This is a genomic window from Pseudomonas sp. GW821-FHT01E10 (assembly GCF_059422365.1).
The window spans coordinates 1-15,203 of sequence record NZ_JBWKWT010000002.1 but is presented as its reverse complement, the minus strand read 5'-3'; the positions used below and the strand labels follow the sequence as shown (position 1 = coordinate 15,203).

General features: G+C 60.1%; 14 protein-coding genes. 4 read left to right on the top strand and 10 right to left on the bottom strand.

Going from position 1 to position 15,203, the window contains the following annotated elements; all coding sequences use genetic code 11:
• Positions 1 to 28: 28 nt before the first annotated feature.
• The 4 genes from AC07V0_RS03885 to AC07V0_RS03870 all read right to left on the bottom strand — a co-directional run bounded on the left by AC07V0_RS03885 (position 29) and on the right by AC07V0_RS03870 (position 4,735).
• Positions 29 to 994 carry a 2-oxoglutarate and iron-dependent oxygenase domain-containing protein gene (locus tag AC07V0_RS03885; RefSeq protein WP_138866734.1) on the bottom strand — a complete coding sequence of 322 codons (966 nt, stop codon included), beginning with the start codon at positions 992 to 994 and terminating at the stop codon, positions 29 to 31.
• Between the two features lie 136 nt (positions 995 to 1,130).
• A complete protein-coding gene (locus AC07V0_RS03880) occupies positions 1,131 to 2,213 on the bottom strand; it encodes a BMP family ABC transporter substrate-binding protein (RefSeq protein WP_018928375.1) in 1,083 nt (360 codons plus the stop codon).
• 277 nt (positions 2,214 to 2,490) lie between these two features.
• On the bottom strand, positions 2,491 to 3,849 hold the full coding sequence (locus tag AC07V0_RS03875) for an 8-oxoguanine deaminase (RefSeq protein WP_111455411.1): 1,359 nt from the start codon (positions 3,847 to 3,849) through the stop codon (positions 2,491 to 2,493).
• Between the two features lie 199 nt (positions 3,850 to 4,048).
• Positions 4,049 to 4,735 carry an SDR family oxidoreductase gene (locus AC07V0_RS03870; RefSeq protein ID WP_019582311.1) on the bottom strand — a complete coding sequence of 229 codons (687 nt, stop codon included), beginning with the start codon at positions 4,733 to 4,735 and terminating at the stop codon, positions 4,049 to 4,051.
• Between the two features lie 92 nt (positions 4,736 to 4,827).
• On the opposite strand from AC07V0_RS03870, the gene AC07V0_RS03865 reads away from it, so the two are divergent.
• Positions 4,828 to 5,241 carry a hypothetical protein gene (locus AC07V0_RS03865; RefSeq protein WP_064616089.1) on the top strand — a complete coding sequence of 138 codons (414 nt, stop codon included), beginning with the start codon at positions 4,828 to 4,830 and terminating at the stop codon, positions 5,239 to 5,241.
• On the opposite strand, the gene AC07V0_RS03860 is transcribed toward AC07V0_RS03865, so the two are convergent.
• Genes AC07V0_RS03860 through AC07V0_RS03850 form a run of 3 tightly spaced genes read right to left on the bottom strand, consistent with a single transcriptional unit; the run spans position 5,238 to position 8,847 of the window.
• Positions 5,238 to 6,164 carry an ABC transporter permease gene (locus tag AC07V0_RS03860; RefSeq protein WP_019582313.1) on the bottom strand — a complete coding sequence of 309 codons (927 nt, stop codon included), beginning with the start codon at positions 6,162 to 6,164 and terminating at the stop codon, positions 5,238 to 5,240. The two genes, AC07V0_RS03865 and AC07V0_RS03860, sit on opposite strands and share 4 nt — an antisense overlap.
• The gene (locus AC07V0_RS03855) at positions 6,164 to 7,270 is read right to left on the bottom strand and encodes an ABC transporter permease (RefSeq protein ID WP_018928370.1); all 1,107 of its coding nucleotides are present in this window, start codon (positions 7,268 to 7,270) and stop codon (positions 6,164 to 6,166) included. The genes AC07V0_RS03860 and AC07V0_RS03855 overlap by 1 nt, the downstream gene beginning before the upstream one ends.
• A gap of 11 nt (positions 7,271 to 7,281) precedes the next feature.
• Positions 7,282 to 8,847, bottom strand: coding sequence for an ABC transporter ATP-binding protein (locus AC07V0_RS03850; RefSeq protein ID WP_495019396.1), 1,566 nt, complete (start codon positions 8,845 to 8,847; stop codon positions 7,282 to 7,284).
• Positions 8,848 to 8,877: 30 nt separating this feature from the next.
• On the opposite strand from AC07V0_RS03850, the gene AC07V0_RS03845 reads away from it, so the two are divergent.
• Positions 8,878 to 9,054, top strand: coding sequence for a hypothetical protein (locus AC07V0_RS03845; RefSeq protein WP_258613062.1), 177 nt, complete (start codon positions 8,878 to 8,880; stop codon positions 9,052 to 9,054).
• 370 nt (positions 9,055 to 9,424) lie between these two features.
• Here the strand turns inward: AC07V0_RS03845 and AC07V0_RS03840 are convergent, their stop codons facing one another.
• From AC07V0_RS03840 to AC07V0_RS03830, 3 genes are all read right to left on the bottom strand, one after another.
• Positions 9,425 to 10,006: an IMPACT family protein gene (locus AC07V0_RS03840; RefSeq protein WP_019582316.1), complete on the bottom strand. Its 582-nt coding sequence runs from the start codon at positions 10,004 to 10,006 to the stop codon at positions 9,425 to 9,427.
• A 7-nt stretch (positions 10,007 to 10,013) separates the two neighbouring features.
• Positions 10,014 to 10,664, bottom strand: coding sequence for a TetR/AcrR family transcriptional regulator (locus AC07V0_RS03835; RefSeq protein WP_018928367.1), 651 nt, complete (start codon positions 10,662 to 10,664; stop codon positions 10,014 to 10,016).
• Between the two features lie 110 nt (positions 10,665 to 10,774).
• Positions 10,775 to 11,695 (bottom strand): LysR family transcriptional regulator, encoded by a 921-nt coding sequence (locus tag AC07V0_RS03830; RefSeq protein WP_007940170.1) that lies wholly within the window; start codon positions 11,693 to 11,695, stop codon positions 10,775 to 10,777.
• 126 nt (positions 11,696 to 11,821) lie between these two features.
• Here AC07V0_RS03830 and aptA point away from each other — a divergent pair, with 126 nt between their 5' ends.
• Both aptA and AC07V0_RS03820 read left to right on the top strand, forming a co-directional pair.
• Positions 11,822 to 13,171 (top strand): omega-aminotransferase AptA, encoded by a 1,350-nt coding sequence (aptA, locus tag AC07V0_RS03825; protein ID WP_018928366.1) that lies wholly within the window; start codon positions 11,822 to 11,824, stop codon positions 13,169 to 13,171.
• A gap of 63 nt (positions 13,172 to 13,234) precedes the next feature.
• Positions 13,235 to 14,728, top strand: coding sequence for a CoA-acylating methylmalonate-semialdehyde dehydrogenase (locus tag AC07V0_RS03820; RefSeq protein WP_019582319.1), 1,494 nt, complete (start codon positions 13,235 to 13,237; stop codon positions 14,726 to 14,728).
• Positions 14,729 to 15,203: the final 475 nt, after the last annotated feature.

The window sequence follows — 15,203 nt, the reverse complement described above, 5'->3', positions numbered from 1 at the left end:
AATGAGTAAAACCTGACCAGCCGGTTCATTACACGGCTTCCTGTTCCCGTCGATAAGCGTAGGTGTCGGCAAAGCGCGAGAGCAAGAATTCGGCGCAAGTGGTGGCCGGATACTTCGCCGGATGCTGTTCGTCCTGGCAACCGGGCAGGCATTCGATGGGGGTGTCGGGGTGTGGCTCGGCAAAGAACGGCATCGAGTACCGATCCACTCCCAGCGGGCTGATCACCCGATGTGGCGTCGACAGGTAACGGTCGTTGCTCCAGCGCGCCATCATGTCGCCGAGGTTGACCACGAACGTGCCTTCGATCGGCGGTGCATCGATCCATTCGCCTTTTACGTTGCGCACTTGCAACCCCCCAGCGGCGTCCTGGTAGAGCAGGGTGATGCAACCGTAATCGGTATGGGCGCCGGCACCTTGCTGATCGATGGAGCTGGCAGTGTGGCGCGGCGGGTAATGGATCATCCGCAGCACGCTGACCGGTTCTTTGAAACGGCTATCGAAGAAGTCACGCTCGATGCCCAATGCCAGGGTCATGGCTCGCAGCAGGGTTTGCGCGAGTGCTTGCATGTCGACGTAGTGCTGCTCCATCAGCGATTCCCAACCGGGCATCGACGGATGACGGTTGGGTCCGCGCAAGGGTTTTTCCGCCAGCACCTCGGGATGATCGGCCGGCAGATGCAGGCCCATGTCGAAGGTTTCTTTCAGGTCGCTGGGTTTGCTCGGGTCGAGTTGTTCGGTGGCGATGGCGCCATAGCCGCGGTGGTGGCGGGTCCGGGTGATGTCGATCTTGAGTTTTTCGGCGGCGGGCAGGGCGAAGAAGCGTTGGGCATGGTCGAGCACTGCCTCGATGCGCGACGAAGCGATCGGGTGGCCCTTGATATAGAAAAAGCCCCATTCGCGGCAGGCGCGGTCGATGCCTGTGGCGACCGATTGCCAGGCTTGAGCGTCATCGCTGTAGAGCGGGGCGATGTCGATGATCGGGAGTTGGTTCATGAAGTGTTCCAGGCGAGGTTTTATGCTGGGGCCAAAAGATCGCAGCCTCGCTTCGCTCGACAGCTCCTACAGGTGTAAGTCAATCCATGTAGGCGCTGCCGCAGGCTGCGATCTTGGCGGTGTCACGGGTAAAAAATCACTTCGGCATCTCAGCCTTCATGCCTTCGACGTAGTAGTTCATCGACGCCAGTTGCGCATTGGTCGCGCTCACGCCCGCCGGGATTTTCTCCACGCCGGCCTGATCCTTGATCGGCCCGGTGAACGGATGCAACGCGCCGCTCTTGATGTCGGCAATGATCTGCTCGGCTTCGGTTTTCACTGCGGCCGGCACCAGGTCGCTGATTGGCAGCTCAACCGTGCCTTCCTGCAAACCGCCCCAGTAATCCTGGGATTTCCATGCATGGTCGAGCACACTTTGGGTCGCCTGAATGTAGTGCGGGCCCCAGTCGTTGACGATAGACGTCAACACCGCTTTCGGCCCGAAGTGCGCCATGTCCGATGCATAGCCGACGGCATACACGCCACGCCGTTCTGCTGCCTGGATCGGCGCCGGGCTGTCGGTGTGCTGGAACACCACGTCCACGCCCTGATCGATCAGCGCATTGGCGGCGTCGGCTTCCTTGCCCGGATCGAACCAGGAATTGACCCACACCACTTTGATCTCGGTGCCCGGGTTGTACTTGTTCAGGGCCAGCTGGATGGCGTTGATGTCGCGGATCACTTCTGGAATCGGGAAGGAAGCGACGTAGCCGATTTTCTTGGTCTTGGTCATCTTCGCCGCAAGGAAACCGCCGACGTAGCGGCCCTCGTAAGTGCGTGCCAGGTAAGTGCCGAGGTTCTTGTCCTGCTTGTAGCCTGTGGCGTGTTCGAAGGTCACCTTGGGAAATTGCTTGGCAACTTTCAGGGTCGGGTTCATATAGCCGAAAGACGTGGTGAAGATCAGGTCGTACTGGTCCTTGGCCATGTTGCGGATCACCCGCTCGGCATCGGCGCCTTCGGCGACGTTCTCCACGTAGTTGGTGGTGATCTGGTCACCGAACTTCTCCGCCAGTGCCTTGCGTCCCTGTTCATGCTGATACGTCCAGCCGTGATCACCGATCGGGCCGATATAGACGAAGCCGACTTTCAGCGGGGCGGCAGCACTGGCGGTCAGGCTGGCGCTCAGACCGATGGCTGCGGCGACAGCGCAAAGCAGCTGCTTCAACGGACGTTTGTGCATGAACTGGAACTCCATTTTGTTGTGAGGTGTATCGGGTCAATGCAAATTGCTGACCAACAGGACAACAAAATCCGTGGCCGCATAACGGCATTCGCGGGCAAGCCTCGCTCCTACAGGTTTTGCGTTGCACCCAATCCCGCGATAGGCACAATTCCTGTAGGAGCGAGGCTTGCCCGCGAAGGGGCCCTAACGACCACCACAGAACCATCCCGGTGCACCCTCGCGAATTCACGCCATCCGCTGGTGCGAGTGTCTCCCGCAATAGGTCTGCGTCGACTTAGACGCCGGCGATCAACTGCCGAGCCGCCTGGCTGTGATCGGCGATCAACCCTTTCAGGTCCAGCCCCTCGACCTGCCCATCGATCACCCGCCACTTGCCGCCGATCATCACCCGGTCTGCCCGGTCCGCGCCGCACAGCAGCAGCGCCGACACCGGATCATGGCTGCCGGAGAAGCGCAGCTCATCCAGTTTGAACAGCGCCAGATCCGCTTGCTTGCCCACCGCCAGTTCGCCGATGTCGCTGCGCCCGAGCAACTGCGCCGAACCCTTGGTGGCCCAGCCCAATACGCGTTCCGGGGTGATCTTCTGCGCGCCATAACGCAGACGCTGGATGTACAGCGCCTGTCGGGTTTCGAGCATCATGTTCGAGGCATCGTTGGACGCCGAACCGTCCACGCCCAGGCCCAGCAACGCGCCAGCGTCGGTCAACTCGATGGTTGGGCAAATCCCTGAAGCCAGGCGCATGTTCGAACTCGGGCAATGGCAAATACCGGTGCCGGCCGCGCCGAGGCGGGCGATTTCGTCGGGGTTGAAATGAATGCCGTGGGCCAGCCAGGTGCGTGGGCCGAGCCAGCCGACGCTGTCCAGATAATCCACGGTACGCAGGCCGAAGCGTTGCAGGCAGAAGTCTTCTTCGTCGAGGGTTTCGGCCAGGTGAGTGTGCAGGCGCACGTCGAGGGTGTTTGCCAGTTCGGCGCTGGCGGACATGATTTGCGGGGTTACTGAAAATGGCGAGCAGGGCGCCAAAGCGATCTGGATTTGCGCGCCGTCACCACGTTCGTGGTACTCGGCAATCAAGCGTTGGCTGTCGGCGAGAATCACTTCGCCCTGCTGCACGGTCTGCTGCGGCGGCAGCCCCCCGTCTTTTTCACCAAGGCTCATTGAACCGCGAGTGAGCATGGCGCGCATGCCCAGTTCGCGGACACTCTCGACCTGCACGTCGATCGCATTTTCCAGGCCTTCCGGAAACAGGTAATGGTGATCGGCCGCGGTGGTGCAGCCGGACAGCAGCAACTCGGCCAAGGCGACTTTGGTGGCGAGGGCGAGTTTTTCCGGCGTGAGCCGGGCCCAGACCGGATAGAGGGTTTTCAACCACGGGAACAATGGCTGATTGACCACCGGCGCCCAGGCGCGGGTCAGGGTTTGATAGAAGTGGTGATGGGTGTTGATCAGCCCCGGCAAGATCACATGTTCGCGGGCATCAAAGACTTGTCCACAGGGTGCTGACGGTTGCTGGCCGACGCCGAGCACTTCGACGATCAAACCGTCTTGCAGCACCAGACCGCCACGGGCATCGAGCGCGTTGGCCGTGAAAATGGCGAGGGGATTTTTTAACCAGGTACGGGTCGCAGGCATAGTGGCCGGCTCCTCTGAAAGTGGGGTTCAGGGTTGCCAGCTCAGTGTTGCCCTGTCTGCTGATCCAGGGTCGCCGCGGGGGGCGAGGTGCGGAGTTTCAATCAAAAAAGCTTCGCGGGCAAGCCTCGCTCCTACAGAGTCATGCGTCGGACCTGTAGGAGCGAGGCTTGCCCGCGAAGGCGTCAAATCCAACACCCGATTACCAGGGAATGGTTTCACCCCGGTAGTTCACAAAATGATGCCCGCCCTTGCCGGCATACGCATTCACCTGATCGATCAACCCGCGGGTGCTGGTTTCCACATCAATGTCGGCACCTTCGCCACCCATGTCGGTCTTCACCCAGCCCGGGTGCAGCGACAGCACGGTGAGTTTCTGTTCGCCCAATTGCGTGACGAAGCTGTTGGTCATCGAGTTCAGCGCCGCTTTGCTGGCCTTGTACAGCGCCAGCTCCGGCGCGTCGGGCATGGTCACGCTGCCCAGCACCGAACTCATGAACGCCAGCACGCCGCTGCCTTCACGAATCTGCGCGACGAAACGCTGGGCCAGGTTGATCGGCGCCACGGCGTTGGTGAAGAACAGTTGACCGACCTCGGCCAGGGTCGCGCCACCCGGCGTCTGGACCTCCGGCCCCTTGACCCCGGCATTCACGAACAACAGGTCAAACACCTCGCCCTTGAGCTGTTGGCTGAGGGCGATGACCGCTTGCTGGTCGTCCATGTCGAGTTTTTCGATCCGTACCTTGCCCAACGCCTGCAAGGCTTCGGCACCCTGTGGGTTGCGCACGGTGGCGGTGACTTGCCAGCCGTCGGCCAGCAGGGTTTTCACCAGACCGAGGCCCAGTCCCCGGGAGGCGCCGATGATGAGTGCGGTTTTTGCCGTGGACATGAATGGCTTCCTTGATGTCTCGAGAGGGCTTGACCCTGGAGCATACTCCAGGCTTTAGCCTTGTTGCTCCCTGAATGTATGGAGCAATGCCAATGTGGACTTCAACGCAATATCGTCAACTGGTGCGTGGCAGCGGGTGGTACGACCTGATCGTCACGGCGGCATTTGCCACGCCGTGGAGTTTTGCGGCGTTGCATGGCGTGCTGTTAAACCTGAGTCAGACTTTCAATCTGCCCGGCGAGCTACCGCCGTTCGAGCCGGTGCACATGTTGATGGCGAATCTGTTGGGCTCGATTGTGTGCGTATGGGCCGTGCTGCGGATTCGCGATCCGCAGCAGATGTTTGGGCGATATGACGCGGTGGGGAGGTTTCTGTTTTCGGCCTGGCAGGCTTATGCGCTGGCCCGTGGGGCGAGTTCGCTATTGGTGATTTTCCTGTTCTTTGAACTGATGTGGGGTGTGGCCCAAGCGTTGCCTGTTCGTACGCCTTCGCGGGCCACCACTTAATGCCCCGCCCGCCACGGCTGCCCCAACGACACCGGCGCATACAATCGTGTGCGCACGGCATCCCGGGACAGCAGCACCAACACCACAATGGTCGCGACATACGGCAGCATCGCCAGCAGACTCGACGCAATTGCCAGCCCCAAGCCCTGCGCCACCAAATGCAGGATGCTGGCGAGACCGAACAGATACGCTCCAAGCAGCAACCGCCACACTCGCCAACTGGCAAACACCACCAGCGCCAGGGCAATCCAGCCGCGACCGGCGCTCATGTTCTCCGCCCACATCGGCGTATAGGCCAGGGACAAATATGCCCCAGCCAACCCCGCCATCGCCCCGCCAAACAGCACCGCCAGCGTACGCACGCGCAACACCGGCAAGCCCATTGCACTGGCGGCGTCCGGGCTTTCGCCGACCGCCTGAATAATCAACCCGACGCGACTTTTCACAATCACCCAGGCCACCAGCGCAAACAGGGCAAACGACAGATACACCAGCAGGTCCTGGGCAAACAGCATCCGCCCGATCAGCGGAATTTCACTCAGATAAGGAATCGCCAGCGGCTCGAAACCCGCCAACGGTTTGCCGACCCACGCAGCGCCAACGAAGGTCGACAGGCCCACGCCGAAGATCGTCAACGCCAACCCTGTCGCCACCTGGTTGGCGTTGAACACCAGCGCCACCAGGGCGAACAGTGACGACAACAGCATCCCGGCGAACATCGCCAGCAACACGCCGAGCCAGAGGTTGCCGCTGTTCAGGGCGACGATAAAACCGATCACCGCCCCAAACAGCATCATGCCTTCCTGCCCAAGATTGAGGACGCCGCTCTTCTCGCAGATCAACTCGCCCAACGCCACCAGCAGCAGCGGTGTGCCACAGCGAACCATGGCATAGAAAATATTGCTCAGCAGATCGATATCCATCACAAGGCTCCTGCTTGTACGGCGGTGGTCGAGGTGCGCCGTACCCAGCGCAGGTTCAAACGTGGTCGGTAGAGAATCAGCACGTCACTGGCCAGCAGGAAAAACAGCATCATCCCCTGGAACAATTGAGTGATGGCTTGCGGCAGGTTCATGCTCATCTGCGCGCTTTCGCCACCGATGTACAGCAGCGCCATCAACAGGCTGGAAAACAGAATGCCGATGGGATTCAGCCGCCCGAGAAACGCCACGGTGATCGCCGCATAGCCATAACCCGGCGAAACCTGCGGCACCAGTTGGCCGATGGGCCCGGTGACTTCGCAAACCCCGGCCAGCCCCGCCAGGCCACCGCTGATCAACAGCGCCAGCCAGATCAGCCGCTTCTCGCGAAAGCCGACAAAACCCGCCGCGCGCTTGTCCAGCCCGAGCACTTTGATCTGGAAACCGACAAAGCTCTTCTGCAACAACACCCACACCGCAACCAGCGCGAGCAAGGCGAAATACACGCCCGCATGGACCCGACCGTCCTCCATCAACAACGGCAAACGACTGGCATCGCCAAACATCGCCGACTCCGGAAAGTTGAACCCGGCCGGGTCCTTCAGCGGCCCGTGGACGCAGAACAGCAGCAGGTTCAACGCGATGTAATTGAGCATGATGCTGGTGAGGATTTCATTGGCGTTGAAGCGTGTACGCAGCCATGCCGTCAGCCCGGCCCACGCGGCACCGGCCAGGGTGCCGGTGAGCAGGATCAACACCAGCGCCCAACGGCTTTGCAGGTCGATGATGTTCACCGCCAATGCACTGCCGGCCAAGGCGCCGAGCAGCAACTGACCTTCGGCGCCGATGTTCCAGATCCGTGCCTGATACGCCACTGCCAGGCCCAATGCACAGAGCAGGATCGGCAACGCTTTGACCAACAGTTCGGAGACGCCATACAGGTCGCTGATCGGTGCAATCAACAGGGTGTGCAAGGTCAGCAATGGGTCGTGGCCCAGCGCAATAAACAACAATGAGCCACAGCCCAGGGTCAACACAGCCGCCAGCAACGGCGAGCACCACAACATCAGGCGCGATTGCTGGCCACGGGGTTCGAGAGAAAGCAGCATGTGAAACTCCGTTAAAGCGTTACGGGTGCAGGTGATTGAGGGGTGTCGAACTGGCCGGCCATCCAGCCACCGACATCGATCAGGCGGGTGTCGACGGTGGGCTGCAGTGTCGACAGTCGACCGCCACACAGGGCGCCGAGGCGATCGCTGATCTGGAACAGTTCGTCGAGGTCTTCGGAGATCACCAGGATCGCCGCGCCAGCGTCGCGCAAGGCAATCAGTGCTCGGTGAATGGTTGCGGCGGCGCCGACGTCCACGCCCCAGGTCGGGTGCGCGGCCACCAACAACCTGGGTTGCTGAAGGATTTCCCGGCCGAGGATGAATTTCTGCAAGTTGCCACCAGACAGGCTGCGAGCCGCTGCCTGGGCATCGGGTGTCTTGACCCCGAAGCGGCGGATGATGTCTTCGGCCAGTGCCTCGACTTTGCTGCGCTGGATCAATCCATTGCTGACCAGCCCTTGTTGAAATGCGGTGAGCAGGGCGTTATCCGCCAGGCTCAGTTCCGGTACCGCGCCATGCCCCAGGCGCTCGGCGGGGACGAAGGCCAGGCCGAGTTTGCGTCGTGCATCCGGCCGCAGGTGCGCCACCGGTTGCCCGCCGAAACTGATTTTCGCCCCGTCATTTCCCGGCAGCCGTTCTTCACCGCTGAGCAAGGCCAGCAACTCATCCTGGCCATTGCCGGCCACTCCGGCGACACCGACGATTTCGCCGCTGCGCACCTCGAGATCGATGCCCTTGAGCGAGCAGCCGAACGGGTCCGGGTTGTACCAGGACAATCCGGTCACGTTCAGAAACGCGTCAGCCCCCCTGACCTTCGGATAGTCAGTAATCAGCTCAGCGGCTTCACCGACCATCAACTGCGCCAGTTGCCGGTCCGAACACTCGGCCGGCACGCAATGCCCGGCCACTCGTCCGCCGCGCAACACCGTGGCGCTGTGGCACAGCGCGCGCACTTCGCCGAGCTTGTGGCTGATGAACAGAATGCTGCAGCCCTCGGCGGCCAGTCGGCGCAACGTGATGAACAATTCGTCGGCCTCTTGCGGGGTCAGTACCGACGTCGGTTCATCGAGAATCAGCAGGCGGATGTCCTGCATCAGGCAGCGAATGATTTCCACCCGCTGACGCTCGCCGATGGACAGGCTGTGGACCAGTCGCTCCGGTTCCAGCGCCATGCCATAGCGTTGGGACACCTCGCGGATTTTCGGTTCAAGCTGCTTCGGCGTACCGGCCGCAGCGCCCATCGCCAAGGCGATGTTCTGCGCCACGCTCAGGGTTTCGAACAGCGAGAAATGCTGGAACACCATGCCGATCCCGAGGCTGCGGGCCTGGGCCGGATTGCGCATGGTCACGCGCTGGCCCTGCCAGATCATCTCCCCTGAGTCGGCGTGTGTGACGCCGTAGATGATCTTCATCAGGGTACTTTTGCCCGCACCGTTTTCGCCGAGCAGGGCGTGGATTTCACCGGGCGCAATGCTCAAGTCGATGGCATCGTTGGCCAGGCAACCGGGGTAACGTTTGCTGATTCTGCGCAATTGCAGGCGGGGTGTTTGATCGGGGGGAGGCGCAGGGTTGGACATGACAGGCTCGGGTCGCAAAAGGATATGCCTGTGGATAAAGCAATTTCCTGGCCATTGAGTCAGGAAATCGGCAAAAGCCTGTTGGCACAGCCGTTGCGGACGCTGCCTCGACCTATTCCAACTCCTGGAGAGGCACCACTTGAGGGCAAGGTTTTGGATCAGGCTCCGGTTTTGCGCGCGATCAATTGGTCAAAAAACGAGCAATAAGCTGCAGGCATTGTCAGGCATGGGGCTGCGCCAGCCATGAACGGGTTATCCACAGCTTGTTCCACAGTATCTGTGCGCAAGCCGACCGTGTGGGCATAAGCACCGAGGGGCTTTCTTCTAATGGCGATAAACCACTCTAACTGATTGTTTTTACGTGGAATAAACGTTGCGGATGGCGAGTTGGACGAAAAATGAGCAAAGCCCGCAAAGCCGCATGACAGAAGGGTTACAGCAGAATGTGCTCAGGTTATCCACAGCCGGGTGCACAGCAGATGTGGGCAAGTGTCGAGAGCAAAGAAAATCGGGGTGCCCCAAAAGATCGCAGCGCCCATAGGCGCGTAGAGCTGCCGAAGGTTGCGATCTTTTGATCTTAACGCTGCAACAAAATACGCCCGCGACTTAAGTCCGCCAGCTGCGTTTGCAGCGTACTTATCTGCCCGTCGCCAATCGCCAATTGCAGTTCCACACCATTGGCCGTGAAGGTTTCCTCCACCACCAAACCACCCAGCTCCGCGACCCGAAGCTTCACCAACGCCAACTCGCCAAATGCACAGGCACAACTGACCGGCACCCGACTGATCAACTCGACTTTCGGTGCCCCTTGCAGGCATTTGTTGGCACTGCCGCCGTACGCTCGGGCGAGGCCGCCGGTGCCCAACTGGATGCCGCCATACCAGCGGATCACTACGACCGCGACCTGATCGCAATCCTGCGCTTCAATCGCCGCAAGGATCGGCCGGCCAGCGGTGCCACCGGGTTCGCCATCGTCAGTGCTGCGGTATTGATCGCCGAGCTTCCAGGCCCAGCAATTGTGCGAGGCGTTCAAATCACTGTGTTGCTCGATGAACGCCTGGGCATCGGCTGCGCTGGCGATCGGCGCGGCGAGGGCGATGAAGCGGCTTTTGCGAATCTCTTCGCGGTATTCGCAAAAACCGCTGAGGGTAAAAGGCATGGGTGTCTTAAATAGCCGGCGTCAGGCCGCAGCCTTTGAGAATGATGCGAATCAGGTTGCTGCCGGCGTCTTCCATGTCTTGCTTGGTCAACTTGGTGCGCCCGGTGACACGGCAGATCTGCGTGGCAAAGTCGGCGTAATGCTGGGTGCTGCCCCACAGCAGGAAAATCAGGTGCACCGGGTCGATCGGGTCCATTTTGCCGGCGTCGATCCACGCCTGGAACACCGCGGCCCGACCTTGAAACCAGGTGCGGTAGTCCTGGTTGAAATGCTCAGTCAGGCAATCACCGCCGCTGATGACCTCCATGGCGAAGACCCGCGAAGCTTGTGGCTGGCGCCGGGAGAACTCCATTTTTGCGCGAATGTATCGGGTCAATGCTTCTGCCGGATCGTCCTCGACGGTCAGGGTATTGAAAGTGCTGTCCCACAACTCAAGAATGTTACTCAGCACCGCCACGTACAAACCGAGTTTGTTGGTGAAGTAGTAATGCAGATTCGCTTTGGGCAACCCGGCTTTTTGCGCGATGGTGTTCATGCTGGTGCCTTTGAACCCGTGACGGGCGAACTCGTCTTCGGCGGCTTTGATGATGGTCTCTTCGTTCTTCTGACGAATGCGGCCGGCGGGTTTGCCGCCGTGGGCTGGGACTTCAAAGGTCATAGGCACTTCCGAACAGGTAGATGGGTGCAACCAGATGCGTTGATAGCGCACCCACGGGCCTCAGACAAGTCCTATGGCGATAAAACCTTGGGCACCGCTCCCACAAGCTTTCAGCGAGTCGCCGCCAGACTTTCCAAAAAACTCTCCAGAACCAGATGCGGGCGACGGCCCTTGCGTGTAACCGATGCCAGGCTCAGGTCATAAAAACGTGCCTTGGGTTTCAGTGCACGCAAACGGCCTTGCTGCACCCAGAGGCTGGCGTAGTGATCCGGCAGGTAACCAATGTAGCGCCCGGTCAGGATCAGAAAGGCCATGCCCTCGCGATCCGACGCACTGGCGGTGCAATTGAGCGCCTGGTAATGGGCCTGAATCTCGGCGGGCAAACGGAAGGTCGGGGCGATGGCGTCCTGGCTGTTGAGGCGCTCATCATCCAGTTGTTTGTCGTCGACATAGAACAGCGGATGGCCGACCGCGCAATACAGCAGCGAGCGTTCGCTGTAGAGCGGCTGATACTCCAGCCCCGACAACGCGCTGGCTTGTGGCACCACGCCGACATGCAAGCGACCGTCGAGCACGCCTTGTTCAACTTCATTGGGCGCGATCATGCGGATCTGGATCTGCACGTCGGGGCCGCGTTCCTTCAATTGGGCCAGGGCGTGGGTGATGCGCATGTGGGGCAGGGTGACCAGGTTGTCGGTCAGGCCGATGGTTAATTCGCCGCGCAAGTGTTGGTGCAGGCCGTTGACCTCGGTGCGGAAACTTTCCAGCGCACTTAATAGCTGCAACGCAGATTGGTAGACCTCACGGCCTTCTTCGGTCAGGGAAAACCCCGCGCGACCTCGCTGGCACAGGCGCAGCCCCAGGCGTTGCTCCAGATCGCTCATTTGCTGGCTGATGGCCGAGCGACCGATACCCAGCACCGATTCCGCCGCGGAGAAGCCGCCACACTCCACCACGCTGCGAAAAATCCGCAGCAGGCGGATATCAAAGTCACTGACTTGCGCCAGCGGATCGGGGCGACGGGTACTCATAGTTTAGTCCGGGTCTGACTGAAGGTTAGAAAAGTTGGATTTCACCGACTTTATCCCCGTGGCAATTTAGCTGCAAGAACGCTTTTGATCTCCACGCCGCTTATTTTGCCCTGCGAGGTTTTGCCCATGAACGTGCCTGAAAACGCCCCGACTTCCCTGGCCAGCCAGCTCAAGCTTGACGCTCACTGGATGCCCTACACCGCGAACCGCAATTTCCAGCGCGACCCGCGCCTGATCGTGGCGGCCGAGGGCAGTTGGCTGACAGACGACAAGGGCCGCAAGGTCTACGATTCGCTCTCGGGTCTGTGGACCTGCGGCGCCGGGCACACCCGCAAGGAAATCCAGGAGGCGGTGGCCAAGCAATTGGGCACTCTCGATTACTCGCCGGGCTTCCAGTACGGTCACCCGCTGTCGTTCCAGTTGGCCGAGAAAATCACCGACCTGACCCCGGGCAATCTGAATCACGTGTTCTTCACCGATTCGGGTTCCGAATGTGCAGATACCGCGGTGAAAATGGTGCGTGCCTACTGGCGCCTGAAAGGCCAGGCGACCAAGACCAAGATGATCGGCCGCGCTCGTGGTTATCACGGCGTGAACATCGCCGGCACCAGCCTCGGCGGCGTGAACGGCAACCGCAAACTGTTCGGTCAGGCGATGATGGATGTCGATCATCTGCCGCACACCTTGTTGGCGAGCAATGCTTTCACTCGTGGCATGCCGGAGCAGGGTGGTATCGCGCTGGCGGATGAATTGCTCAAGTTGATCGAACTGCACGATGCCTCGAACATCGCCGCGGTATTCGTCGAGCCATTGGCCGGCTCCGCTGGCGTGCTGGTTCCGCCGCAGGGTTACCTCAAACGTCTGCGCGAGATCTGCGATCAGCACAACATCCTGCTGGTGTTCGACGAAGTGATCACCGGTTTCGGTCGTACCGGTTCGATGTTCGGTGCCGACAGCTTTGGTGTCACTCCGGACCTGATGTGTATTGCCAAGCAAGTCACCAACGGCGCGATCCCGATGGGCGCGGTGATTGCCAGCTCCGAGATCTACCAGACCTTCATGAACCAGGCGACGCCTGAGTACGCGGTGGAATTCCCGCACGGCTACACCTATTCCGCGCACCCGGTGGCTTGCGCCGCAGGCCTGGCGGCACTCGACCTGCTGCAAAAGGAAAACCTGGTGCAGAGCGTGGCCGAAGTCGCACCGCATTTCGAAAACGCACTGCACGGTGTGAAGGGCAGCAAGAACGTCATCGACATTCGCAACTACGGGTTGGCCGGTGCGATCCAGATTGCACCTCGCGACGGCGATGCCATCGTGCGTCCGTTCGAAGCTGGCATGGCGCTGTGGAAAGCCGGGTTCTACGTGCGCTTCGGCGGCGACACCCTGCAGTTCGGCCCAACCTTCAACAGCAAGCCGCAGGACCTTGATCGTCTGTTCGATGCAGTCGGCGAAGTGCTGAACAAGATCGACTGATTCCCTCTTCTATATAAAGGCGTCCTTTCAAAGGACGCCTGTGGACAATTTCAGGAGCCCCGCATGAGCCTCATCCCGCATTTGATCAATGGCGAACTGGTGACCGAAGACGGTCGCACGGCCGATGTGTTCAACCCGTCCACCGGCCAGGTTATCCACAAGCTGCCGTTGGCCAGCCGCGAAACCATTCAGAAAGCCATCGACTCGGCCAAGGCTGCGTTCCCGGCCTGGCGCAATACGCCAGCGGCCAAGCGCGCTCAGGTGATGTTCCGTTTCAAGCAACTGCTGGAACAGAACGAATCCCGCATCGCACAACTGATCAGCGAAGAACACGGCAAGACCCTGGAAGATGCTGCCGGTGAATTGAAGCGCGGGATCGAGAACGTCGAGTTCGCGTGCGCGGCACCAGAAATCCTCAAGGGTGAGTACAGCCGTAATGTCGGGCCGAACATCGATGCCTGGTCGGATTTCCAGCCATTGGGCGTAGTGGCCGGCATTACCCCGTTCAACTTCCCGGCCATGGTGCCGCTGTGGATGTATCCGTTGGCGATTGTCTGTGGCAACTGCTTTATCCTCAAGCCGTCCGAGCGCGATCCAAGCTCCACGCTGCTGATCGCTCAATTGTTACTGGAAGCCGGCCTGCCGAAAGGCGTGCTGAGTGTGGTGCATGGCGACAAGGCCGCAGTGGACGCACTGATTGAAGCGCCGGAAGTCAAAGCGTTGAGCTTCGTCGGTTCGACGCCGATTGCCGAATACATCTACGCCGAAGGCACCAAGCGCGGCAAACGCGTCCAGGCGCTGGGCGGGGCGAAGAACCATGCGGTATTGATGCCGGATGCGGATCTGGATAACGCGGTCAGCGCGTTGATGGGCGCCGCTTACGGTTCGTGCGGTGAGCGCTGCATGGCGATTTCGGTGGCCGTGTGTGTCGGTGACCAGGTGGCGGATGCGTTGGTGGCCAAACTGACACCGCAGATCAAGGCACTGAAAATCGGCGCTGGTACAACTTGTGGCCTGGACATGGGGCCTCTGGTCACCGGTCAGGCGCGGGACAAGGTCAGCGGTTATGTTGAAGACGGCGTAGCCGCCGGTGCGAAGCTGGTGGTGGACGGTCGTGGTCTGAGCGTGGCCGGTCATGAGGACGGCTTCTTCCTGGGTGGCTGCTTGTTCGATAACGTCACGCCAGAGATGCGCATCTATAAAGAAGAGATCTTCGGGCCGGTGCTGTGCGTCGTCCGGGTCAACAGCCTTGAAGAGGCGATGCAACTGATCAATGATCACGAGTATGGCAATGGCACCTGCATCTTTACCCGTGATGGGGAAGCGGCGCGGTTGTTCTGCGATGAGATCGAAGTGGGTATGGTCGGCGTCAACGTACCGTTGCCGGTGCCAGTGGCGTATCACAGCTTTGGCGGCTGGAAGCGTTCGCTGTTCGGCGATCTGCATGCTTATGGCCCGGATGGCGTGCGGTTCTATACGCGTCGCAAGGCTATTACCCAGCGCTGGCCGCAACGGGCAAGCCATGAAGCTTCGCAATTCGCATTCCCTAGCTTGTAAGTAGAAGGGCAGAAGGCCGACCTCTTGAGGTCGGCCTTTGTGTTTTCGGGCTGTTTTGACCGATATGACAGAAATGTGAAATTAGAGGTTGACGGCAGATCCTGGACGTCTATAATTCGCCCCACTTCCGGCGCAGTCGAAACGGAAAACTCCTTGGTAAACAACGAGTTACGCAGTTTTCGACAGCGGTTACGCTTCAGTTCATCGAAGCCAGAAGGAGTTGGTAGGGCAGGGTATTGTCGCCTTATTGATGGCTCGATCTTCTCGGTCGAAAGCGGAGAAAAAGAGGTGTTGACAGCAGCGACTAACGCTGTAGAATTCGCCTCCCGCTAACGAGAGATCGGAAGCGCAAGTGGTTGAAGTTGCAGAGGAAACTTTGAAAACTTCTGAAAATAACCGCTTGACAGCAACAGAGGCTGCTGTAGAATGCGCGCCTCGGTTGAGACGAAAGCTCTTAACCAACCGCTCTTTAACA